The organism is Sphingobium sp. B2 (assembly GCF_007693735.1).
GTDB classification, from domain to species: Bacteria; Pseudomonadota; Alphaproteobacteria; order Sphingomonadales; family Sphingomonadaceae; genus Sphingobium; species Sphingobium xenophagum.
This window is the reverse complement of sequence record NZ_VDBZ01000001.1, coordinates 2,620,564-2,643,802: the sequence shown is the minus strand read 5'-3', so window position 1 is coordinate 2,643,802 and position 23,239 is coordinate 2,620,564. Positions and strand designations below refer to the sequence as shown.

At 65.5% G+C, this 23,239-nt stretch carries 23 protein-coding genes; 14 read left to right on the top strand and 9 right to left on the bottom strand.

Features of this window, described 5'->3' with window-relative positions; all coding sequences use genetic code 11:
- Window positions 1–4 precede the first annotated feature (4 nt).
- From rsmI to FE851_RS12960, 4 genes are all read left to right on the top strand, one after another.
- The gene (gene rsmI / locus FE851_RS12975) at window positions 5–847 is read left to right on the top strand and encodes a 16S rRNA (cytidine(1402)-2'-O)-methyltransferase (RefSeq protein WP_145202976.1); all 843 of its coding nucleotides are present in this window, start codon (window positions 5–7) and stop codon (window positions 845–847) included.
- A complete protein-coding gene (locus tag FE851_RS12970; RefSeq protein WP_145202972.1) occupies window positions 844–1,197 on the top strand; it encodes a YraN family protein in 354 nt (117 codons plus the stop codon). The genes rsmI and FE851_RS12970 overlap by 4 nt, the downstream gene beginning before the upstream one ends.
- Before the next feature lie 136 nt (window positions 1,198–1,333).
- Entirely contained in the window at window positions 1,334–2,308 is a 975-nt protein-coding gene (gshB, locus tag FE851_RS12965) for a glutathione synthase (protein WP_017183876.1), read from the top strand.
- A gap of 151 nt (window positions 2,309–2,459) precedes the next feature.
- On the top strand, window positions 2,460–3,059 hold the full coding sequence (locus FE851_RS12960; protein ID WP_017183877.1) for a DedA family protein: 600 nt from the start codon (window positions 2,460–2,462) through the stop codon (window positions 3,057–3,059).
- Here FE851_RS12960 and FE851_RS12955 read toward each other — a convergent pair.
- Window positions 3,056–3,949 (bottom strand): tyrosine recombinase XerC, encoded by an 894-nt coding sequence (locus FE851_RS12955; protein WP_107123337.1) that lies wholly within the window; start codon window positions 3,947–3,949, stop codon window positions 3,056–3,058. The genes FE851_RS12960 and FE851_RS12955 overlap by 4 nt on opposite strands.
- Window positions 3,950–4,378: 429 nt before the next feature.
- Between FE851_RS12955 and FE851_RS12950 the strand changes: the two genes are divergently transcribed.
- From FE851_RS12950 to FE851_RS12930, 5 genes are read left to right on the top strand one after another with little or no spacing between them, the layout of a single operon-like run.
- Window positions 4,379–5,254 (top strand): MBL fold metallo-hydrolase, encoded by an 876-nt coding sequence (locus tag FE851_RS12950; RefSeq protein WP_145202969.1) that lies wholly within the window; start codon window positions 4,379–4,381, stop codon window positions 5,252–5,254.
- Window positions 5,239–5,958 carry a DUF4230 domain-containing protein gene (locus FE851_RS12945; RefSeq protein ID WP_107123335.1) on the top strand — a complete coding sequence of 240 codons (720 nt, stop codon included), beginning with the start codon at window positions 5,239–5,241 and terminating at the stop codon, window positions 5,956–5,958. The genes FE851_RS12950 and FE851_RS12945 overlap by 16 nt, the downstream gene beginning before the upstream one ends.
- A gap of 33 nt (window positions 5,959–5,991) precedes the next feature.
- Entirely contained in the window at window positions 5,992–6,978 is a 987-nt protein-coding gene (nadA, locus tag FE851_RS12940) for a quinolinate synthase NadA (RefSeq protein WP_145202966.1), read from the top strand.
- Between the two features lie 3 nt (window positions 6,979–6,981).
- A complete protein-coding gene (nadC, locus tag FE851_RS12935; RefSeq protein WP_145202963.1) occupies window positions 6,982–7,830 on the top strand; it encodes a carboxylating nicotinate-nucleotide diphosphorylase in 849 nt (282 codons plus the stop codon).
- A complete protein-coding gene (locus FE851_RS12930) occupies window positions 7,823–8,527 on the top strand; it encodes a ribonuclease T2 family protein (protein ID WP_145202960.1) in 705 nt (234 codons plus the stop codon). Before nadC ends, FE851_RS12930 begins: the two co-directional genes overlap by 8 nt.
- A gap of 75 nt (window positions 8,528–8,602) precedes the next feature.
- Here the strand turns inward: FE851_RS12930 and FE851_RS12925 are convergent, their stop codons facing one another.
- The 4 genes from FE851_RS12925 to FE851_RS12910 all read right to left on the bottom strand — a co-directional run bounded on the left by FE851_RS12925 (window position 8,603) and on the right by FE851_RS12910 (window position 12,883).
- Entirely contained in the window at window positions 8,603–9,025 is a 423-nt protein-coding gene (locus tag FE851_RS12925; protein ID WP_145202957.1) for a DUF4112 domain-containing protein, read from the bottom strand.
- A gap of 26 nt (window positions 9,026–9,051) precedes the next feature.
- Window positions 9,052–10,548: an ABC transporter substrate-binding protein gene (locus tag FE851_RS12920; protein WP_145202954.1), complete on the bottom strand. Its 1,497-nt coding sequence runs from the start codon at window positions 10,546–10,548 to the stop codon at window positions 9,052–9,054.
- 63 nt (window positions 10,549–10,611) lie between these two features.
- Window positions 10,612–12,210, bottom strand: coding sequence for a sensor histidine kinase (locus FE851_RS12915; RefSeq protein ID WP_145202951.1), 1,599 nt, complete (start codon window positions 12,208–12,210; stop codon window positions 10,612–10,614).
- Window positions 12,179–12,883 carry a response regulator transcription factor gene (locus FE851_RS12910; protein WP_019053050.1) on the bottom strand — a complete coding sequence of 235 codons (705 nt, stop codon included), beginning with the start codon at window positions 12,881–12,883 and terminating at the stop codon, window positions 12,179–12,181. The genes FE851_RS12915 and FE851_RS12910 overlap by 32 nt, the downstream gene beginning before the upstream one ends.
- A 293-nt stretch (window positions 12,884–13,176) precedes the next feature.
- On the opposite strand from FE851_RS12910, the gene FE851_RS12905 reads away from it, so the two are divergent.
- The 3 genes from FE851_RS12905 (at window position 13,177) to FE851_RS12895 (ending at window position 16,195) form a co-directional block, all read left to right on the top strand.
- A complete protein-coding gene (locus FE851_RS12905; RefSeq protein ID WP_145202947.1) occupies window positions 13,177–14,781 on the top strand; it encodes a phosphoenolpyruvate carboxykinase in 1,605 nt (534 codons plus the stop codon).
- 114 nt (window positions 14,782–14,895) lie between these two features.
- A complete protein-coding gene (locus FE851_RS12900) occupies window positions 14,896–15,213 on the top strand; it encodes a hypothetical protein (RefSeq protein ID WP_026002527.1) in 318 nt (105 codons plus the stop codon).
- Window positions 15,214–15,376: 163 nt separating this feature from the next.
- The gene (locus FE851_RS12895; RefSeq protein WP_107123329.1) at window positions 15,377–16,195 is read left to right on the top strand and encodes a ferredoxin--NADP reductase; all 819 of its coding nucleotides are present in this window, start codon (window positions 15,377–15,379) and stop codon (window positions 16,193–16,195) included.
- Between the two features lie 159 nt (window positions 16,196–16,354).
- Here FE851_RS12895 and FE851_RS12890 read toward each other — a convergent pair whose 3' ends face one another.
- Together FE851_RS12890 and FE851_RS12885 are read right to left on the bottom strand one after the other, a co-directional pair.
- Window positions 16,355–18,193, bottom strand: coding sequence for a DUF885 domain-containing protein (locus tag FE851_RS12890; RefSeq protein WP_145202944.1), 1,839 nt, complete (start codon window positions 18,191–18,193; stop codon window positions 16,355–16,357).
- 85 nt (window positions 18,194–18,278) lie between these two features.
- Complete coding sequence (locus tag FE851_RS12885; protein WP_145202941.1) at window positions 18,279–18,740, bottom strand: hypothetical protein; 462 nt, start codon at window positions 18,738–18,740, stop codon at window positions 18,279–18,281.
- 319 nt (window positions 18,741–19,059) lie between these two features.
- Between FE851_RS12885 and FE851_RS12880 the strand changes: the two genes are divergently transcribed.
- The gene (locus tag FE851_RS12880) at window positions 19,060–20,598 is read left to right on the top strand and encodes a methyl-accepting chemotaxis protein (RefSeq protein WP_186378813.1); all 1,539 of its coding nucleotides are present in this window, start codon (window positions 19,060–19,062) and stop codon (window positions 20,596–20,598) included.
- A 60-nt stretch (window positions 20,599–20,658) separates the two neighbouring features.
- Here the strand turns inward: FE851_RS12880 and FE851_RS12875 are convergent, their stop codons facing one another.
- Window positions 20,659–21,102, bottom strand: a complete 444-nt coding sequence (locus FE851_RS12875) for an NfeD family protein (protein WP_130751847.1) — start codon at window positions 21,100–21,102, stop codon at window positions 20,659–20,661.
- Between the two features lie 268 nt (window positions 21,103–21,370).
- The gene (locus FE851_RS12870) at window positions 21,371–22,342 is read right to left on the bottom strand and encodes an SPFH domain-containing protein (protein ID WP_107123532.1); all 972 of its coding nucleotides are present in this window, start codon (window positions 22,340–22,342) and stop codon (window positions 21,371–21,373) included.
- A 75-nt stretch (window positions 22,343–22,417) separates the two neighbouring features.
- On the opposite strand from FE851_RS12870, the gene FE851_RS12865 reads away from it, so the two are divergent.
- On the top strand, window positions 22,418–23,233 hold the full coding sequence (locus FE851_RS12865) for an HpcH/HpaI aldolase/citrate lyase family protein (protein ID WP_145202934.1): 816 nt from the start codon (window positions 22,418–22,420) through the stop codon (window positions 23,231–23,233).
- The last annotated feature ends 6 nt before the right edge of the window (window positions 23,234–23,239 follow it).

The window sequence follows — 23,239 nt, the reverse complement described above, 5'->3', positions numbered from 1 at the left end:
CCTTATGGAAACACAATCATCGGGTCTTGAACCTGGGCTTTATATCGTCGCTGGGCCGATCGGCAACCTTGGTGACCTTACCCCGCGCGCGGCGGAGGTGCTGCGGCTGGCCGATGTCGTCGCCGTGGAGGATACGCGGGTGAGCGCGCGGCTGTTGCGCCATGCCGGTTCGGACCGACCGATGATCCCCTATCATGACCATAGCGGCGAAAATGTGCGGCAAAGGCTGGTTGACCGGATGGCGGGCGAATCGGTCGCCCTGCTGTCGGACGCGGGAACGCCGCTCATTTCCGATCCGGGCTACAAGCTGGTGCGCGATGCGCGGGCGGCGGGACGGCGGATCACGACCCTGCCCGGTCCCAGCGCGGCGATCGCGGCGCTGACGCTGTCGGGCCTGCCGACCGACCGTTTCCTGTTCATGGGCTTCCTGCCCAGCAAGGCCAAGGCGCGCGGCGATGCGCTGGACGAGGTGGCGGGGCTGCGGGCGACCCTGGTCTTCTATGAAAGCGGCCCGCGCCTGTCGGAAAGCCTGTCCGCCATGGCCGCGCATCTGGGCGACCGGGACGCGGCGGTCAGTCGGGAAATCAGCAAGGCCTTCGAGGAAACGGCCTGCGGCACGTTGAGCGAACTGTCCGCCCGCTACGCCGACGCGCCGCCCAAGGGCGAGATTGTGGTGACGGTCGGCCCGCCCGGCGAGGCTGCGCCGGCCAGCGCCGAGGATGCGGACGCGGCCCTGCTGGAGGCGCTGACCCGGCTGTCGGTGTCGAAGGCGGCGGGCGAGGTCGCGAAGAAACTGGGGCTGGACCGGCGCACCCTGTATGACCGGGCGACGGAATTGAAGGGGTGAAGCGGGAAGCGGCCGAGCGACGCGGACGTCAGGCCGAGCGGATCGCCGCCTGGTGGCTGCGGCTGAAGGGCTGGCAGATTGTCGGACGGCGGATGCGGACGCCAGCGGGGGAGGGCGATCTGGTCGCGCGCAAGGGCGCGATGCTCGCCTTTGTGGAGGTCAAGGCTCGCGCCACGGCGGCGGAACTGGACCTGGCGATCGACGAGCGGCGGTTGCGCCGGGTCGCGGCGGCGGCGGAAATTCTGTGGCATGATCTGGCCAAAGCGGGGGACGATATGCGAATCGACGTCATCCTCCTTGCGCCGGGCCGTGCGCCACGCCATCTGGCCAATGTCTGGCATGGGGGGTGATGTGCCTCTCCCCCCAAAACCGTTCGGGCTGAGCGAAGTCGAAGCCCTCGCCTGAGCGCCAGCGAAGGCAAAGCACCTCGCTAACGCTCGGCGGAGCCCTTCGACGTCGCTCAGGGCGAACGGAAAAGGAATGAAGATGACGCAACTGAACCCCCTGACCGTCGCCGTCCAGATGGACCCGATGGAGGGCATCAAGATCGCGGGCGATTCGACCTTTCACATCATGCTGGCCGGGCAGGCGCGGGGACACAGGCTCTACCATTATCTGGCGACCGACCTGACCTATCGCGACGGCCGGGTGCTGGCGAAGGCGCGGCCAGTGAATGTGCAGAAGGTGGAAGGCGACCATTTCGCTTTTGGTGAGCCGGAAATGCTGGACCTGGGGCGTGATGTCGATGTCGTGCTGATGCGGCAGGACCCGCCCTTTGACCTGAGCTACATCACCGCCACCCATTTGCTGGAGCGGGTGCAGGAAGAAACATTGGTGGTCAACGATCCGGCCAGTGTCCGCAATGCGCCCGAAAAGCTGTTCGTGCTGGACTATGCCCGCTTCATGCCGCCGACCATGATCACCCGTGACCTGGCCGAAGTGCGCAGCTTCCTGGCCCAGCATGGCGAGATCGTCGTCAAGCCACTCTATGGCAATGGCGGCGTCGCCGTTTTCCATGTCGGCAAGAATGGCGCGAACCTCTCTTCGCTGGTGGAAATATTCAAGGCGTCATGGGTTGAGCCGTTCATGGTTCAGGCCTTCATCCCCGGTGTCGCGCAAGGCGACAAGCGTATCGTCCTGATCGACGGCGAAGTCGCGGGCGCGGTCAACCGGATTCCGGGTGCGGGCGAAATCCGGTCCAACCTGGCGGTTGGCGGATCGGCGGCCAAGACCGTGCTGACCGACAGGGAACGGGAAATCTGCGACGCGATGGGACCGGAACTCAAGGCGCGCGGCCTGCTGTTCGTGGGCATCGATGTGATTGGCGGCGAGTGGCTGACCGAAATCAACGTGACATCGCCCACCGGGATCGTGTCGATCGATGCCTTTGACGGCACCGATACGGGCGGGATGATCTGGGACGCGATCGACGCGCGGCTGGCGGCACGGGCGGCGGCTTGAGCGAGTTTTTGTCTCCAGATCCGTTCGGGCTGAGCCTGTCGAAGCCCTCTGCTGTGCGAAGCGAAGTGACCTCCCTCCGGTCGGTCAAACCCTTCGACTTCGCTCAGGGCGAACGGAAGAAGAATATCATCCTTCATTCGGGCATCGTGACATGACCGACTGGGTGCTCCGCCTGATCGACGCGGGCGGCTATTGGGGCATTTTCGTCCTGATGGTGCTGGAGAATGTCTTTCCGCCGATCCCGTCGGAACTGATCATGGGCATTGGCGGCATTCGCGTGGGTCAGGGGCGGATGGCGATGGAATGGCTGCTGCTGGCCGGCACCATCGGCACCACGGTCGGCAATTATTTCTGGTATCTGGTCGGCCACGTGCTGGGCTTTGGCCGGTTGAAGCCGCTGGTCGATCGTTATGGCCGCTGGGCGACGCTGGAATGGCGCGATGTCGAGGCGCTGGACCGACTGTTCGGCAAATATGGCCAGATCGTCGTCTTCGTGTTCCGCTTCATGCCAGCGCTGCGGACGATGATATCGTTGCCCGCCGGGCTGTTCCGCATGGGGCATGTGAAATTCCTGGCGTGGACAGCGGGCGGGGCGCTGATCTGGAACATCATCCTGGCCTATGCCGGATTCGTGCTGGGCAGGAACTTCAGCCAGATCGACAAATATATCGGCCCCGCCGCTACCCTGTGCGTGGTGGGTGCGGTGATCCTCTATCTGTGGCGGCTGGCGACCTGGCGGCCAAAGGGTTAGGCGCGCGGGTGGGCGTTGCGGTAGACGTCCATCAGGTGCGCGGCATCGACCTGGGTATAGACCTGGGTGGAGGACAGGCTGGCATGGCCGAGCAGTTCCTGCAAACTGCGCAGGTCCGCGCCGCGCCCCAGCAGATGGGTGGCGAAGCTGTGGCGCAGCGCATGGGGGGTGGTGCGGTCCGAGAGGCCGAGCCGTCCGCGCGCGCCCTGTACCGCGCGGCGGATGAGGGCGGGGGAGAGCGGGCCGCCGCGGGCGCCGCGAAACAGCATCTCGTCGCGGGTCATGGGATAGGGGCAGAGCGCCACATAGGCGTCGATCGCCGCGCGGACCTGTGGCAGCAGCGGGACGACGCGCATCTTGCCCCGCTTGCCCGTGACGCGCAGGGTTTCGCCGAGCGGCAGCGCCGCGCCGGTAAGGCCCATGGCCTCGCCGATCCGCAGTCCCGCGCCATAGAGCAGCATCAGCACCGCCCAGTCGCGCGCGCCGATCCAGGCTTCGCGTGCGCCTTCGGCAATGTCCTGCGCCAGCGCGACCGCTTCATCGGGGGAGACGGGGCGGGGCAGTCCGCGCTTGGTGCGGGGGCCTTTCAATAGGGGCACGCGGGCGTCCTCACCCCCGATGAAGCGCAGGAAACCGCGCACGGCGGACAGTTCCCGCGCCGCTGACAGATTGCCGATACCCTCCATCCGCCGCGCGGTGAGGAAGGCGCGCAGGTCCGCCTGGCTGATCTGCGCCAGCAGCGCAGCGGTAACTTGCTCGCCATGATGCGCCTCCAGAAAGGCGACCAGCCGCTCGGCGGTTGCGACATAGGCGCGCACCGTATGGGTCGATCGCCGCCGGTCGAGGCTGAGATGATGACGCCAGCGTTCGATAAGGTCGGGGGAGGGCATGAGGGCAGTCTAGGGCAGGCGCGGGAAATAGGAAATGGCGGGCTTAACTTCGCATATTTCCCGGCAAATGCGACATAAAAGAACAAGGTTGGGACATTTTGTGACGGCTGAGCCCGTTGCAAATCCGGGAGTGGTGTGGTGGTTGACCGGAGGCCAGATGAAGGGGGATCGCGCTCTCGATAGGGCGACGCCTCTCCACCACCGCTTCGCGGCGGTCCCCCTCCCCTTGCAGGGGAGGATTTTCCAGGGTCGGCTTTGCACAGCGCATGTTCGCCTAATTTTTGAGCCAGGAAGAAGGGTTGGGATTGCCCGGTCCGGCATGGGCCGGGTTCGATGAAATGGCAGACTAGTGGCGGCAGCATAGGGCCAAGCGGAGCGATAGGACAGGCGTGGCCTTGAAATCCGGCGGGAAATGGGCACATGGGAAGCATGGCACCCCCTTTTGATCTGACCGACCTGCCGACGGGCGTGGCGATGCCCCTGTCGCCGATGGTGGCCCGCGTGCTGGCGCCCAATCCGTCGCCCTTCACCTTCACCGGCACGCAGACCTATGTGGTCGGATCGAGCGACGTGGCGGTGATCGATCCCGGCCCGGACGAGGCGGATCATCTGACGGCGCTCACCGCCGCCATTGCCGGGCGGCCGGTGGTGGCGATCGTCTGCACCCATACCCATCGCGATCATAGCCCGGCTGCCCAGCCGCTGCACGCCATGACCGGCGCGCCGGTGATCGGCTGCGCGCCGCTGACGCTGGACGATGACGGGCCGCGCGCCGATGCGGCGTTCGACGCGGCCTATCGTCCCGACCGGATACTGGCGGACGGCGAACGGCTGGCCGGCGAGGGATGGACATTGGAGGCGGTGGCGACGCCGGGGCATACGTCCAACCACCTTTGCTTCGCCCTGGTCGAGGAACAGGCGCTGTTTACCGGCGACCATGTGATGGGCTGGTCCACCAGTGTCATTTCGCCGCCCGATGGCGACATGGCCGATTATATGCGGTCGATGCAGCGGTTGCTGGAGCGTCAGGACATTATCTATTATCCCGCCCATGGCGAGCCGATCGACAATCCGCAGCGGCTGGTGCGGGGCATGATCGGCCATCGCAAGCAGCGCGAGGGCCAGATTTTGCGCTTTCTGGAGCGCAATGGCGACAGCTTGATCCCCGACATGGTGGCCGAAATGTACAAGGGCGTCGATCCGCGCCTGCACCCGGCCGCCGGGCGATCGGTGCTGGCGCATCTGATCGACCTGCATCAGCGGGGGCTGGTCATGGCGGCGGACGATCTGTGGCAGATGCGCTGAAACGCTATGCCGGGCCGTTTGTGGCCGGACTACTGCTGCTGTTCGTCGGCATGGCGATGTGGATCGGCTGGCAGCGCTATGACCGCGACTATGTCGTGGCGGTGGAGGAGGACGGGTCTGCCGTCACCAAGGTGATCGCCGCGAAGATCGCCGGGGTCAGCAGCCTGAAAGTGTCCGAACTTAACGGCACGATCCAGAGCAGCGCGCAGGATGTGCGCGGCTTTGGCCTGCTCAAGTCCGACCAGGTCGTCAAAATGCCTTTCTCGGTCGACTATTTCGTCGATGTTAGCGGATTGGGCGCGGACGATCTGGAATGGGACGGGCAGACTCGCACGCTGATCGTCAACGCGCCCGACGTGATGGCGGGCAAGCCCAATGTCGATGAGAGCCGCCGTACGCTGGTGCAGACCAATGGCCTGTTCGTGACCCGGCAGGCGAGTGAGGCGCTGAGCCGCCGCGTGTCCGCCCATGCGCAAAGCCGCGCGCTGGCAACCGCGCGCTCGCCCGAACGGATGGCGCAGGCGCGTGAATATGGCCGCGCGGCGATCGGCAAGTTGATGGCCGCGCCGCTCAGCGCGGCGGGCTATGGCGATGCGCGGGTGATCGTCACCTTCCCGCCCGAGCGCAGGGGCCGCAATGGCGAGCGGTGGGATGTGACCACGCCGATCAACGAGGTGCTGGCCAACAAGCGAGCGCAGCGCTAGGGCGCTCGTCAAGGACCGAGGAGTTTTAGGGACATGAACGCTTTTACCGGCATTCCGCAGGGTACCGACCTGCGCGCAGAGATTGAGCGGCTGCGCAAGGAGCGCAACGCGGTGATCCTGGGTCACTATTATCAAAGCCCGGAAATTCAGGACCTGTCGGACTTTGTCGGCGACTCGCTGGAACTGTCGCGCAAGGCGGCGGAGACGGACGCGGACGTCATCGCCTTCTGCGGCGTGCGCTTCATGGCGGAGACGGCCAAGATCCTGTCGCCCGACAAGATCGTCGTGCTGCCCGACATGGATGCCGGTTGCAGCCTGGAGGACAGCTGCCCGCCCGCCCAGTTCAAGGCGTTCCGCGAAGCGCATCCCGACCATATTGCGCTGAGCTACATCAACTGTTCGACCGAGGTGAAGGCGCTGTCCGACATCATCGTGACTTCTTCGTCCGCCGAAAAGATACTGGCGCAGATCCCCAAGGACCAGAAGATCATCTTCGGCCCCGACAAGCATCTGGGCGGTTATCTGAAGCGCAAGCTGGGCCGCGACATGCTGCTGTGGCCGGGCGTGTGCATCGTGCATGAGGCGTTCAGCGAGACCGAATTGCTGAAGCTCAAAGCCCAGCATCCCGACGCGCCGATCGCCGCGCACCCCGAATGTCCGCCCTATATCGTCGATCATGCCGATTATGTCGGGTCGACCAGCGGCATATTGGACTTTGCCAAGACGATGCCGGGCGACACGCTGATCGTTGCGACCGAACCGCACATCATCCACCAGATGGAAAAGGCGGTGCCGCAAAAGCGCTTCATCGGCGCACCGGGCGCGGACGGCAACTGCAACTGCAATATCTGCCCCTATATGGCGCTCAACACGATGGAGAAGCTGTACCTCGCGCTGCGCGACCTCCAGCCGCGCATCGAGATGGACGAAACGCTGCGGTTGGGCGCGAAGAAGAGCCTCGATCGGATGCTGGAAATGGCCAGCGGCACGGTGGGGCAGGGGGATTTGGGGGCGCGATAAGCCATGATCTTCTCCCTCCCCCGTTTCGACCTTGACGCTTTCGTCGCTTCCACGCTGGCCGAGGATCTGGGGCCGGATGGCCGGGACGTCACCAGCGAGGCTGTGATCCCCGCCGATGCGATGTTCGATGGGGTGATGGACACGCGGGACGCGGTGACGCTGGCGGGTCTGCCGGTCGCAGCCGCTTTCTTCCGGGCGCTCGATCCTGATGTGGTGATTGAACTGCTGCATCAGGATGGTGACCGGGTGGCGGCGGGGACCGACATCATGCGGATTCGCGGGAAGGCGCGTGCGATGCTGACGGCGGAGCGATCGGCGCTCAATACGGTCCAGCATCTGAGCGGTATCGCGACGATGACGCGCGCCTATGTCGATGCGATCGATGGAACTGGCGCGACACTGCTGGATACGCGCAAGACCATTCCGGGGCTGCGTGTCCTTGAGAAATATGCGACGCGGATGGGCGGGGCGACCAATCACCGCATGGGATTGTGGGACGCGGCGATGATCAAGGACAATCATGTCGCGGTCGCCGGATCGGTCGAGGAAGCGGTGCGCCGCGCGGTGGATGCCGGGGTTGCCAGCATCATCGTAGAGGTCGACCGGATCGACCAGATCGAACCGGCGCTGGCCGCCGGGGCCACGCATTTGCTGCTCGACAATATGGATGCGGCGACGCTGCGGCAGGCGACGGCGCTGGTCGGCGGGCGCGTGCCGACCGAGGCATCGGGCGGGGTGACGCTGGAGACGATCCGGGCAAGGGCGGACACGGGCGTCACCTATATCAGCGTCGGGCGGCTGACCCAGTCGGCCCCGGCGGCGGACATCGGGCTGGATTTCGCTTATGCTTAAAGGGCTGGCGCTGGTGGCGCTGATCGCGATGCCGGGGACGGCGCTGGCGCAATCGGCCCAGTGCAGCCCGCCCGCGCAGATCGCCCGGCCCGATCTGGAGGGGCCGACCGCCAAGGAGCCCAAGCGCATCCTGCCGATCGGCAGCTATACGCTGGCGCTCAGCTGGTCGCCGCAATATTGTTCGGCCGCGCGGGGCAAGGGGAGCGCGCTTCAGTGTGATGGCCGACATGGCCGTTTCGGCTTCACCCTGCATGGGTTGTGGCCGGACGGCTTTGGCAAGGAATGGCCGCAATATTGCCGCGCCGCCAATCTGGTGCCCCGGCAAGTGATCCGGCAGAATCTGTGCGCGACGCCGTCGGTCCAGCTGATCCAGCATGAATGGGCTAAGCATGGTACCTGCATGACGACAAGGCCGGAGCGCTATTTCAACCGGTCGCGGGCGTTGTACCAGTCGATCCGCTACCCCGACATGGGGGCGCTGGCGCGGAGCAAGTCCCTGACCGTCGGGCAGTTTGCGCAGGCCTTTGCGCGCGCCAACCGGGGGCTGAAGCCCGATATGCTGCGGGTCACGACGACGCGGGGCAACTGGCTGAGCGAGGTGTGGCTGTGCATGGACCGGGCGATGGAGTTTACCCGCTGCCCGGCGCATCAGGGCGGCGCGCCGCTCACGAGCCGGCTGCGGATCGCGCCGCTATAGTTCCTAGTGGTCCGATTTTGACATTTGCAGACGCATCCCAGCCGCCAGGGGATTCAAATGTCAAAACTCAATCCACTAGCCATCGATCGTCGCGGTCGAGGGGTGGTGCTTGTCCAGATGCTTGCGGATGATGCGCAGGTTGCGGGTGTTTGAGCGGAACGCGAAGTCGAACAGATCGCCGACCAAGGGAATGGCGCCCAGCAGCGTATCGACCCCGACATTGGCCGACATGCGGGTGATCTGCCATTTCGACATGCCCAGATTGCGCGCTTCCCAGACCATCCACATGCCCATGGATGCGGTCGCCAGATCGCCGATAACCGGCACCAGCCCGACGATGCTGTCGATACCGACGGGGCGATTGATGCCGGGGACGACGAACAGGCGCTCCAGCACCGCCTCCATCGCTTCGATACGGCGGCGCACCGAGGCGGGGTCGCGGCCAAGGCCCGGAATGGCGCTGGCGGCGCCATTTGCGGAGTCGGGCGAAATCGGCATGGGCAAGGCGTCTCCTGTTGCCTGCCCTAGTTGGTGCGTCGGAACAGATGGTTCAATGGGTGGCGCGCGCGGGGGGATGGCTGGAAACCGTTGAGCCGCTTCGACACGAGCGACCAGCGGATCGGTGTGCCAAGCGGGATATAGCCGTTATGCGCGACCATCAGCGCTTCGGCCTCCGCGATGCGGGCGGCGCGGTCCTCCGGCTTGCTGGCAAGGCTGGCGGCCTGAAGCTGGGCATCGGCGGCGTCGCTGCAATGGATTTTGCGGGCGCAGCCGACCCGGCCCAGATACCAGAGCGCGCTGTCATAGGCGGCGACTTCGTCGATCAGCCGCAGTTCCGCATCGCTGGTCATGGAGACGCGCCGCACCGGCAGGCCGATGGCGTCCAGATCGCGTCGCAGCAGGCCGAACAGCAAAGTCGCGCCCGGCCCCTGCGGCAGGGCGATGCGCAACGGCGGCGGGTCGCCATGATCGTCGCGCCAGACGGCAACGGCAGCGCTCGCCCGGCCGCGCCGGTCCTCCAGCGACAGGGCGGCCCAGTCCGGATCGGTCGGCGCGCGGCCAAGATCGAGCTGGTCGGGGACGATGCGGTTGCTGGTGGCCCAGCCGCCGATCGGCAGCAGGGCAGGGATCTGGCTGCGGTCGATCGCCATGTTGATCGCCGCGCGTATGCCGTCATCGTCGAGCAGGCTGCCCCGGCCCGTCACGGCCAGCCCCAGCAGCCCCTGCACCGGATCGGCCCGCACGGCATCGCGATCGACCCCGGCGGGGACCAGCAGCGGCAAATCGGCCAGTCGCCCCCCCAGCACCAGAGCGGCCTGCCCTTCGCGGAAGCGCACGATGGCAAGGGCGGCGCGTTCGGCGCGCAGCACGCGCGTCTGCCACGCCGGGACCGGCGTGTCTTCGGCATCGTCTTCGTCGCTCAGCCGGTCGATCGGGGTCAGGATTATCGCCTTGCCCCATGTCTTGCGGCGATAGGGGCCAGTGCCCCCGTCGCGCGAGACGATGGCCATTTGCGGCTGGGCCAGCATCTGGAGGATATAGGGGCGGGCCGTCGCAAGGCGGATCTCGATCACTTCGCCGGTCATCGGGATCACGGCCTGCACCGCGTCGAGCGGTCCGTCCGGGTCGAAGCGGCGCAGCGATTCGATCCGTGCCATCAGCATCCGCGCCACGTCGGGTGCGGTGACCCGCGCGCCATTGGCCCAGAAGGCGCGGCGCAGGCGGAAAATATAGCTGCGCCCGTCATCCTCCACGATCCAGCGCTGGGCGAGTGCGGGCAATATGTCGCCGCTGGCGTCGAAGGCGACCAGCCCCTGCGCGGTCGCGTCCAGAAACAGCTTGGCGCCCGGATCGGGCAGACGCTGCAAGGGTTTGGCGAAATCTTCGCGATCGCCCACGACGCTGACGACGACGGGATCGTTGCTGTCGGCCGAACAGCCGCCCACCATCGCAAGCAGGCCGGGCAGCGCAGCAAGGGCGAGGCGGTGGACGCGCCGACGGGGGATGGGGACGGTCGACATGATGGGCCGCCACCCTAGCCCGCTAACGGCCTGTCGCCAACCGCCATGGCGGGGCGATCGTGATCATTCCGATACCATTCCCGGATCGCGCGCCACCGCCATCGGCAGGTGCAGGATGAAGCAGGCGCCGCTCTGGGCGTCCTGACGGTCGGCGATGCTGATGCGGCCCTGATGACCGTCGATGATCGAGCGGGCGATGGCGAGGCCGAGGCCAGAATGCTTGCCGAAACTTTCGCCTTCGGGGCGGACGCTGTGGAAGCGGCGGAAGACATGCTCGCGCTCCGATTCGGGGACGCCCGGTCCTTCATCCTCGACGCTGACAAGCACCTGATCGTCGGCGACGGTCGCGACCACCTGAACCAGTCCGCCGTCCGGCGAGAAGGAAATGGCGTTGTCGATCAGATTTTCCAGCACGCGCACCAGCCGCTGTTCCTCGCCCAGCACCACCGCGACATTCTTGCGCGGGCGGGCGAAGGCAAGCCGCACGCCGCGGGGCACGCCGCGCGCCTCATGCGCGCCGACGATCCTTTCGATGAGCTGGCCAAGGTCCACCGGCTCGAACCGGGTGCGGGACAGTTCGGCATCGACGCGGGAGGCTTCGGCAATGTCGGTGACCAGCCGGTCGAGACGGCGGACATCGTCCTGCGCGATCGCCATCAACTGCGCGCGCAGGTCCGGCCGGTCGACCCGTTCGAGCGCGTCGAGGGCGGAGCGCAGCGAGGCGATGGGGTTTTTCAGTTCATGGCTGACATCGGCGGCAAAGGCATCGGTCGCGTCGATCCGCTGGCGCAGCGCCTGGCTCATGTCCGACAGGGCGCGGGCGAGCATGCCAATTTCGTCGCGCCGTTCGGGCAGGCGCGGCACGGTCACCTGCCGCGCGCGGCCCAGCCGCACGCGCACGGCGGCGCGGGCGAGGCGCTGGAGCGGGAGCACGATGGTGCGCGCCAGGAACAGCGAGAGCAGGACCGACGCCAGCACGGCGACGGCCAGCACCATGCCGAGGCGCAGCCGCTCCGCGCGGACGGTGCGGGTGATGTCGCGGGCATTTTCGGTCGCGAACAGGCTGGTGCCGTCGCGCATCGCCACGGCGGCGGAGATCACGAAGGTTCGGTCGGGAGCATAGCGGTTGACCGCCTGCGGCCGCCCGGTCTTGCGCGCTATCTGCACTTCGGGCCAGGCGTCCGCGCGATCGACGGCGGGTTCGACGAAGTCGGGCGGCCGGTCCGCCGACACGACCCGGTCCATCGCCTTGTCAAGGAAGCGGGCGACATGGCGCTGCCAGTCCTCTTCCGACGGCTGGCGCAGGCGATAGCGCGGCGCGTCCATGGCGAAACTGTCGGACAGGCGATGGCCGTCGGGCGCGTAGCGGCGCACCCGGTCGCCGGTCTGGCGGGCATAGGCGGCGATCAGCTGACGCTGGCGTTCGGGCGGGACGCTTTCCAGCCCGATCGCCAGCAATTGCAGTTCCCGCGCCGACTGTTCCAGCCGCGCGTCGACGATGCGCGTGCGATAGCTGTCGAGATAGAAAAATCCCCCCGCCAGCAGCGCCAGCGCAAAGACGTTGACGGCCAGGATGCGCGGCGTGAGGCTGATCCGCCCGGACCAGCGCAGGCCATCAGCACCCAGGCCGTCACTCTTCGGAGAAGCGATATCCGGCGCCATAGAGTGTGTCGATTGCGTTGAAATCGGAATCTACCTCGCGGAATTTGCGCCGCAGCCGCTTGATATGGCTGTCGATGGTGCGATCGTCGACATAGACGTCGTCCTGATAGGCGGCGTCCATCAACTGGTTGCGGTTCTTGACCACGCCGGGGCGGGTGGCCAGCGTTTCGAGGATGAGGAATTCGGTGACAGTCAGCGTCACGTCCTGACCGTTCCATTTCACCCGATGGCGGGCGGGGTCCATTTCCAGCCGCCCGCGAATGATCGGGTCGGCGACCGGCTGGTCGGGGGTTTCGGGCGTCCGGCTGACTTCGGCGCGGCGCAGGATCGCGCGGATGCGCGCGATCAGCAGCCGTTGGGAAAAGGGTTTGGAGATATAGTCGTCCGCCCCCATCGCCAGCCCCAGCGCCTCATCCAGCTCATCCGCCTTGGACGTCAGGAAAATGACCGGCATCGGGCTTTTTTCCCGCAGGCGGCGCAGCAGTTCAAGGCCATCCATGCGCGGCATCTTGATGTCGAACACCGCCAGATCGGCGGGATTGTCGAGCAACGCCTTCAGCGCGCCTTCCGGGTCGGAATAGACCCGCGTCATGAAGCCTTCGGTCTGGAGCGCGATCGACACGGACGTCAGGATATTCTTGTCGTCATCCACCAGGGCGATGGTTGCTGTCATGCGGCATCCCAGAAATATGTGTGGTCAGAAACATGCGTGGCGGGGGCGGAAAGAGCGTTAGACGATGCCAGCGCGCGCTGCAAGGAAGGCGGGGTCGGCCGATCATGCGGCAGGACAGTCGCTATTCGGGACAAACGCCTGAACACAGGGATTTGACGCACCCTACGCAAAGCCGTATGCCGCCAATGTCTGCAAGAATGACGCCGCCCGCAAGATAGCGGCGCTGAGGGGCGGACCGGTCGCGAATATACAGAATGTTTGTGACACGGAATTATTACATCAGGAGCAAAGGCGTGCAGGCCAAATCCTCAATCACCCTGGCCAACCAGGGCATTACGACCAATGCCGTCCAGTTCTGGAATCTCGGCACCGCGCCTCTGGTCGAGGCGGCGATCCGCAACGGCGAAGGCATATTGTCGAAGGACGGCCCGCTGGTCGTCAAGACCGGCAAGCATACCGGCCGCAGCGCCAAGGACAAGTTCATCGTCCGCGATGCCGAAACCGAATCGACGGTGTGGTGGGGCGAGACCAATCGCGGCATGACTCCGGAACATTTCGCCGCGCTCAAGGCGGATTTCTTCAAGGCGCTGGGCGAAAAGGACACGCTCTATGTCGCCGACCTGTTCGGCGGTTCGCAGCCCGAACATCGCGTCAATGTGCGCGTCATCAACGAGCGCGCCTGGCACAACCTGTTCATCCGCACCCTGCTGGTGCGTCCCACGGCCGATGAACTGGCGGGCTTTGCGCCCGAATATACGATCATCGACCTGCCCACGTTCAAGGCCGATCCGGCGCGTCATGGCTGCCGCAGCGAAACCGTCGTTGCCGTCAACTTCACCGAAAAGCTGATCCTGATTGGCGGCACCGCCTATGCCGGTGAAATGAAGAAGTCGGTGTTCGGCATCCTCAACTATCTGCTGCCGGTCAAGGGCGTGATGCCGATGCACTGTTCGGCCAATATCGGCCCGAACGGCGACACGGCTGTGTTCTTCGGCCTGTCCGGCACGGGCAAGACCACCCTGTCGGCGGACGCCAGCCGCACGCTGATCGGCGATGACGAGCATGGCTGGTCGGACACCGCCGTGTTCAATTTCGAAGGCGGCTGCTACGCCAAGATGATCAACCTGTCGGCCGAGGCCGAGCCGGAGATTTTCGCCACCACCAAGCGTTTCGGCACGGTGCTGGAAAATGTCGTGATTAACGAGGAGACTCGCGAAATCGACCTGGACGACAATAGCCTGGCGGAAAACAGCCGCGGTTCCTACCCGATCGACTTCATCCCCAACACGTCGGAAAAGAATCTGGGTCCGGTGCCCAAGAATATCATCTTCCTGACCGCCGACGCCTATGGCGTGCTGCCGCCGATCGCGCGGCTGACCCCGGAACAGGCGATGTATCATTTCCTGTCGGGCTATACCGCGCGCGTTGCGGGGACCGAGATCGGCGTGACCGAGCCGACCGCGACCTTCTCCACCTGCTTTGGCGCGCCGTTCATGCCGCGTCATCCCAGCGTCTATGGCAATCTGCTGAAGGAACGGATCAACAAGGGCGGGGTCACCTGCTGGCTGGTCAATACCGGCTGGGCCGGTGGCAAGGCGACGATGCCGGGGATCAAGCGGATGCCGATCAAGGTGACCCGCGCGCTGCTCAACGCCGCGCTCGACGGCAGCCTTAACCAGGCCGAATTCCGCACCGATCCCAATTTCGGCTTCGACGTGCCGGTGGCGGTCGCTGGTGTCGATTCGACCATCCTGGACCCGCGCGCGATGTGGGCGGACGCCAATGCCTATGACGAAACCGCCGCCGTGCTGGTCAAGCAGTTCGTCGACAATTTCGCGCAGTTCGAGGATCATGTGGACGAAGGCGTACGCAGCGCGGCGCTGGTCGCTGCCGCCTGATCGGACGCATTCGCGCAAATCGGGGCCGGGGGAGCGATCCTTCCGGCCCTTTTTCTTTTTGCACCTGCGTAACGATGCTATGGTAGCTGCCGGTGCGAAGCAGGAGTGACGATGATGGGCATGTTCGACGATCTAATCGGCAAGGTGGGCGGTCTGGAAGCGATCGCGGCGCAGATCGGTCTGACGCCCGAACAGATGCAGGGGCTGATGAGCGAGATCAGCGGCAAGATCGGGTCCGGTGAAACCAGCGTGGCGGCGCTCGCCGAAACCGCGGCGGAACATGGCGTGTCGGCGGACAAGTTGCAGGAATTGCTCGCCCAGTTCGGTGGCCCCGAAGCGATATTGGGCAAGCTGGGCGGGATGTTCGATCGCGATGGCGACGGCAATCCGCTCAATGAACTGGGTGGCCTGGCCAAGGGTCTGTTTGGCTGAACAGCCCGACCGCTGCAGGGGGCAGCTATCGACCCCCCAAGTTTTTTTCGCCTTGCCTTCATGGGGCGATGGCTCCATTCGCGTCAGATATCAGTTGTTGCGAACGATACGCAACAGGTGCGGCCCGCCCGGCCCGCGCGCATAGATGGCAAGGAAGAAGGTCTTGACCGACGTGACGATCGAAAAGCCGCAATTGGAACCCACCGGCGCGCTGAGCGTGGAAACGGTGCTGTCGGTGCGGCACTGGAACGAGCATCTGTTCAGCTTCCGCATCACCCGCCCGGCAAGCTTCCGCTTCCGTTCCGGCGAGTTTGTGATGATCGGCCTGAAGGGCGAAAATGGCAAGCCGCTGCTGCGCGCCTATTCGGTCGCCAGCCCGTCATGGGACGAGGAACTGGAATTCCTGTCGATCAAGGTCGAGGATGGCCCGCTGACCAGCAAGCTCCAGCTGATCGAACCGGGCGACCAGATCTATCTGGGCCGCAAGCCGACCGGCACGCTGGTGACCGATGCGCTGCTGCCGGGCAAGCGGCTGTTCATGCTGTCGACCGGCACGGGCCTGGCCCCGTTCTTGAGCCTGTCGCGCGACCCGGACGTGTATGAATTTTACGAGCAGGTCGTCGTGATCCATTCGGTACGCCGGGTCAGCGATCTGGCGTTCCGCGAGGAGCTGGAATCCAAATGGGCGGAAGATCCGCTGGTGTCCGAACAGGCGCCGGCGCAGTTCCATTATGTGCCGACCGTGACCCGCGAACCGTTTGACGGCCACACCGCGCGGATCGACAAGCTGGTCGAGAGCGGCGCGCTGTTCGAGGGGATTCCGGGCGCAGGGAAGTTCGATCCCGAAACCGACCGGATCATGATGTGCGGCAGCATGGAGATGATCAAGCAGTTCGCCGCCTGGTTCGAGGCGAATGGCTTTACCGAAGGCTCCAACGCCGCGCCGGGGCAATTCGTCATCGAGCGGGCGTTTGTGGGGTAACGCCTGAGCGCAGCGGAACAGGACGGGGCCGGGGGAGCGATCCTCCGGCCCTTTTTTTTCGTCAGGGGGTTGAAGCAACGTGCTCCCGCGCAGGCGGGAGCCCAGTGGAAAGGGCGGGACTGGGCTCCCGCCTGCGCGGGAGCACGTTGCTTTTTGAACCTAACCGCGCTTCCGCTCCGCCACCCATGCGTCGACATGGCCGGCCAGCACGGTCATGGGCACGCCGCCGCCCTTGACCACGGCGTCGTTAAACAGGCGGAAGTCGAAGCGGTCGCCCAGCGCGGCCTTGGCCATGCTGCGCAGGCGGTTGATTTCGCCATGGCCGACCTTGTAGCCGCAGGCCTGCCCCGGCCAGGCGCAGTAGCGGTCGACTTCGGCCTGGACATCCTCGACCGTCGATCCGTTGGTGGTGGCGAACCAGTGGATCGCCCTGTCGCGGGTCCAGCGTTTGGCGTGGAGGCCAGTGTCCACCACCAGACGGCAGCAGCGATAGGCGATCGACTGGAGATAGCCCAGCCGCCCGGCGACATCGCCGTCATAGGCGCCCAGTTCGTCGCCCAGTTGCTCGGCGTAGAGCGCCCAGCCCTCGCTATAGGCGTTGAAGGCCAGCAGCGACCGGATCAGCGGCAGTTTGTAGGTATATTCGCCCTGCCAGATATGGCCCGGTATGCCTTCATGATAGGTGAGCGTCGGCAGGCCGTAGCGCGGCCAGATGCTGGTGTCGCGCAGGTTGATATAATAGTTGCCGGGCGTCGTCCCGTCGATCGATCCGGCCCCGGCATAGGCGCCGGGCGCGCCCGCCTCTATCTCCACCGGCACGCGCTTGACCACCAGTTTGGCGGGGACCAGCGTGGCGAAGGCGCGGGGCAGGCGGGTGCGGATGTCGGTCAGGCGACCATCGATATAGGCCAATATCTGCGCGCGTCCCGTATCGTCATTGGGGAAGAGATAGCGCGGGTCTTTGCCCATCGCGGTCATGCGTTCGCCCACGGTGCCGCGGGTCATGCCCAGCCCCTTGAGCAGCCCGTCCATGTCCGATTGGAGGGCGGCCAGTTGCTCCAGCCCCAGTTGGTGCACCTCTTCGGGCGACATGGTGGTCGTGGTCCCGGCTTTGAGCGCCCAGGCATAATAGGCCTCCCCTTCGGGCAGTTTCCACACGCCCGCGTCCATGGTGGCGGTGGCGCGCTGGCGCTTGAGTTCGGCGACCTGGGCGGCGAGCGCCGGGGCGACCTTGTCCCGCACGATCTGAAGCGCTCTTGCCCCATAGTCGCCCGGCATCGACGCGGTGCGGCGGACGATGGAGGCGACCGGCACCCACTGGTCGAGCGGCAGGGCGCGCACCGCCTCCATCTGGGCAATGCTCTTGTCGAGCAGGAAGGCGGGGGCGCTGACGCCGATGCCCGCGTCATGGCGCAATCGCTGCGTTTCGCCGGCCAGATTGGCGGCATAGGCGGTGAGCCGGTCGAGATAGGCGTCGGCGTCGGCGGGGCTGGTGATGGCGTGGTTGCTGTCGAGGAAATCGGGGGTCTCGACAAAACTGCCGGTATTCTGCGCAACGGCATAGGGCGCGTTGCGGTAGGACCAGTTGCTGTTCATGATCGCCATGTCGCCAAAGGGGAAGGCGAACCCTTCCGTCGCCAGTTCGTGCGCGGCGCGGGCGACCTCTACATTGGTGCGGGTGACGGGGGAGAGCGGGGCAAGGTCGATGGCGCGGAGCTTGCTCAGGCGGTCGGTCACATGGGCGGCGATCTGCGCCTGGCCCGCCGGGCTTTTATTGCCGAGCCGATGCTTGAGCGCGGCGCGCGGGCCAGTGTCGATGCCAAGGCCGCTGGCGCTTTCGGGCGCATCGACCAGCATCGCTTCGGCCATGGCGGAAAGGGTCGCTTCGGCGCGGGCGTCCGGGCCGGATGCAAGGGTGTCGGCAGCGCAGGCGGGCAGCGCAGTCAGGGCGAAGGCGGAGGAACCAGCGACGAGGAAATCGCGGCGAGTGGCAGTCATGCAAGCGCTCCGAGATAGGATAGTTGCCGCTTAACTTCGCATATTTCCCGGCAAATGCGACATGATATTTCCTACTGGCGACAGATCATAACAAATCGCTGCGTACCTGTTCCGTCTGCTCGCGCTGGTCGATCCGCACACGATGGGGCATATGCGCGCGCAGCCCTTCGACGTCGCCCGCCAGCGACCGCAGCGCCGCGAACATGATGCGATGGTCCGGCCCGGTGCGATAGCCGACCTCCCGCCTACCCCGAAAAAGCGGTCGCGGCGCGGCGTCATGGATCAGCGCCATCGCGCGATCCCGCGCGGCATCCAGCCCCATTTCGATCGCCCAGTCCCACGCCGCGGCGAAACTGTCCGCGCCGGGCCGCGCACGCAGATGATAGGCCGATCGCGGCGAACAGCCCACGCTGCGCGCCGCATGCGCGACAATGCCGCACTGGGCCAGCGCGGCGATAAACGCCGCCTGCGCATCAGGCGTCCATCCGCGCGCACGGCGCTGAAGCGGGACCGGGGTGAAGCGGAGAAGGTTGGGAGCGTTGGGCATGACGGGGAGCATGGCATGGGAGGCGGTGTGTAGGACAGGGGGCACGAGTGGCTGGTCGCGGACTGGCCATTGCCCGACGCCAGAATGCCGGGTGGGTGATTGTCAGACCATGGGCGGTCGAGAATGGGAATGTCTGGTTCGGCGCAGAAGCGCCGCAAAAAATTCCTATAGATAGAGATGAGCTATTTCCGGCCCCCGCTACAAAATTAACCAGATTTTGAGCCTATTTGTAGTACTATATCGCATGGCAGCAACTAACTTTCGCTTATTTGCTATTGGGACGCCACGATTCCTTTCACGGGTTCGTAAGGCGGCGCCCATGCCTGATCATGTGATCGAGGGGCAATTGCGGGCCGCGCGTGAGGGCTATGCCGCAACATTTGTCGGGACCATCACCGTTGCGCTCCTGCTGGCCATTGCGGTCCCCGACACCGGGCATCGATGGCAGGTGGTGGTTGCGGCCACATTGTTGATCGCATTTTCTATCTGCAATTTTCTGGCGTGGCGTCGTGAGCGACGCGCAGGCTGGCACTATCCCGATCCCACGCAGAGCGTGAAACGGCTGACTTGGGTCAGCTTCGTTACTGCGCTGCTGTGGGGAATATTGCTGGGTGCGGCGATCTACGAGGCGCCAACCGATTGGGAATTGCTGATATCCTGCACACTGGTCGGCGTTGGATGTATCGGCCCCCTTAATGTGGCGACCGTGCCCAAGGCGAGCCTGGGCTTCATGGCCGGATGGTTGGTGATGTCCGTGGTCGACATGTTCCTGATCGCGGAAGCTCCATTAGAGGTGCTGCTGGCGCTGACGGTTTTCATTGCGCTGTTTGCGCGGAGCATCCTGGCGATGTCGCGCGCATCGTCCGACGCAATCCGGTCGCATGACGATCTCATCGCGGTGACCCGCGAGCATGAGCGCCTGGCATTGCAGGCGGAGACAGCGCGGTTGCAGCTGATGGTCAGCGAAAGTGATGCTCAGGCGCGCGCGACCAGCCTTGCCGTCGAGCATCGTCGGCAGGAGATGACGGCTCTGGCCACCCAATTTGAACGGACAGTGGCGGACGCGGTCACGGCGCTGGGAGCAGCCGCTGAAACGGCGCAGCATTCAACGATGTCGCTAGCGTCGATCAGCGTCGCGGATGCCGATGCGGCGGGTCGCACGGCCGAGGTCGCCCACCGGATCGAACAGGCGGGACAGATGATGCGCGAGACCGCAGCACAGCTTGGCGATTCTGTCGGCAAGGTCGGAACGCAGGTCGAAGCGCAGGTCGCGCTGGCCATGGCCGCTGCAGACCGATCAACGGGCACCCAGGCGGCATTCCGTGCGCTTGTCGCAGATGCGCAGGGGATCGGCGACATCGTCGCGTTGATCGAGGAGATTGCACGGCAAACCAATTTGCTGGCGCTGAATGCCGCGATCGAGGCTGCGCGTGCCGGCGCGACCGGAAGCGGATTTGCGGTCGTCGCGTCGGAGGTAAAGTCCCTGGCCGGGCAAACCCAGCGCGCAACGGGCGATATTGCACGACGAGTGGCAGCCATTCAGGAGCGCGTCGCCAGCGCGGTCGATAGCGTGTCTGCGGTGATCGGCCATGTCGATGAGGTCGCGGGCATAGCCGATACAGTGACCGCTGCGGTGATCGAACAACAGCGCGTCGCCGCCTTGATCGGTCTGTCGGCCGACGAACCCGCCGATGGAACCGAAAGCCTGTATAACGATGTGGCCGATACCGCGCGGCGGGCGGAGCGGACGCGCTTATTGACCGCCGAAGTCGCCGATGCCACCAACCTGATCGTCACGCGCGTGACCGCATTGGGGCATACTACCCAGCAACTCCTGTCCGAGTTGCGGGCCGCTTAAAGCCGAAGCCGCAATTGTGGCGATGTCGCCCTGGCACTGCGGGACGTGGCGCGCCCGCCCCTAAATCCCCTCCACCCGCAACGCCGTCCCCTCCGCCGCGATCACGCGGACCCGTGCGCCGACATCGGCGTCCGGGCCTAGCGCGGTCCAGACGCTGTCGCCGACTTTGACGCGGCCTTCGCCGCCCACAATCGGCTCCACCACGGTGACGGTCTGGCCGATCAGGCGGGCAGTGCGGTCGTTGAGGAGGGGGTCGGTGGAGGCGACGGGGTGGTCGGCGTACCAGCGGCGACCGGCCCAGACGGCGGCGATGCTGAGGGCTGCGAAGATCAGCAGTTGCAGCGGCAGGCCGATGGGCAGGGCGAGCGCGGCCAGGCCGGTGATGGCGGCGGCGATGGCGATCCAGATCAGGAACACGCCGGGGATCATCACTTCGGCGATGCCCAGCAGGGCGGCGAATACCAGCCAAGCCCAATGATCTTCGAGCAGGGTAGCGATGGTCATGGGGCGGGGGTCCGGTGGGGTTGGGGTGGAGCGAAGGGTAGGGTAAGGGCTGTCTCTTATACACATCTAGATGTGTATAAGAGACAGAGCCCAATGATCTTCGAGCAGGGTAGCGATGGTCAGGGGGCGGGGGTCCGGTGGGGTTGGGGTGGAGCGAAGGGTAGGGTAAGGGCTTCGACAGGCTCAGCCGGTCCTTCGACAAGCTCAGGACGAACGGCCTTGAGGGCGCGCCCGGCGCGTTTTACCACGACGCAGCCCCCCATCGCCTTCACCCCTGGCTCTGGCCGAAGGGGCCGCGCCGGGGGGCGGGCGGGGTTGGCGTGGGGGTGCCGTCGCTGCCCAGCGCTTCCTTCGCCAGCGCGCCGATGCCGCCCAGCGTGCCGATCAGCTGGGTCGCCTCCACGGGGAAGAGGATGGTCTTGGCATTGGGGCTGGTGGCGAACTGGCTGACGGCTTCGGTATATTTTTGCGCGATGAAGTAATTGAGCGCCTGCGGGTTGCCCGCCGAAATGGCGTCGGACACCATCTGCGTCGCCTTGGCTTCGGCCTCCGCCTCGCGTTCGCGGGCTTCGGCGTCGCGGAAGGCGGCTTCGCGGCGACCTTCGGCCTGCAATATCTGGCCCTGCTTTTCCCCTTCGGCGCGCAGGATTTCGGCGGCCCTTGCGCCTTCGGCATCCAGGATGTTGGCGCGCTTTTCGCGTTCGGCCTTCATCTGGCGGCCCATGGCGTTGACGATGTCAGCGGGCGGGCGGATGTCCTTGAGCTCCACACGGGTGATCTTGATGCCCCAGGCGTTGGTCGCATGATCGACCACCGACAGCAGCCGGGCGTTGATCTCGTCGCGTTTCGACAGGGTTTCGTCGAGGTCCATAGAGCCCATGACGGTGCGCAGGTTGGTGGTGGCGAGCTGCATGATCGCGACATAGAGTTCGGACACTTCATAGGCCGCCTTCGCAGCGTCCAGCACCTGAAAGAACACGACGCCATCGACCGACACCATGGCGTTATCCTTGGTGATGATTTCCTGCCCCGGAATGTCGACCACCTGTTCCATCATGTTGATCTTGCGACCGACCGCGTAGAAGAAGGCGGGGTAGAAATTGAGGCCGGGCTTGGCGACTTCGGTGAAACGGCCGAAGCGTTCGATCGTATATTGATAGCCCTGCCGCACCACCTTTACGCTGACGGCGAGGTAGAAGAGCACGAGTGCTGTAAGTGTGAGGGCGAAGGTCGTCAGCATCATGGTCTCCCCGAAACAGGCTTGGACTATGCGCTTTATTCGTTAACGGGGAAAGTCAAACCAAGGAGAGTTTCGATGTTGCTGCGTCATGCCCGTTCGCTGCTGTTCCTGCCCGCATCCAATGCGCGCGCCATCACCAAGGCACGCAGCCTGCCGTGCGATATGGTGATACTGGACCTGGAGGATGCCGTGCCGGACGAGGCGAAGGCGGATGCGCGCGCCGGGGCGGTGGCCGCGCTGGCCGAGGGTTTTGGCGGGCGCCTCACCGGCGTGCGGATCAATGTGGAAGGGACGCCCTGGCACGGCATGGAGATGGTCGCGATGAAGGGGGCGAGCGCCGACTATGTGGTGCTGCCCAAGGTCGAGAATGCCAAGCAGGTGCGCGACGTGTTCAGCGTGGCGCAAAAGCCGGTGATCGCGATGATCGAAAGCGCAAAGGGCGTGCTGGCCGCGCCATCCATCGCGGCGGGCGAAGGGTGCGCGGCGCTGTTCATCGGCGTTAATGACCTGCGCCGCGACCTTGGCATACCCGCCGGTGCGGGGCGCGAAGGGCTGACGCTGGCGATGCAGACGGTGGTGCTGGCGGCGCGGGCGGCGGGCATCGCGGTGTTCGACGGGGTCTATAACCGGCTGGACGATCTGGACGGGCTGGCGGCGGAATGCGTGGCCGGTCACCATCTGGGCTTTGACGGCAAGACGCTGATCCATCCCGCACAGGTGGCGGTGGCCAACGAGGTGTTCGGGCCGGACGCGCAGGCGCTGGCCGACGCAAGGCGGCTGATCGAGGCGGCGACCGGCGGGGCGGAGCGGTTCGAGGGGCGGATGATCGAGACGATGCATGTCGAGGAAGCGCGCGCTCTGGTGGCGCGGGGGGATGCGGTGGGGGCGTAAGGCTTT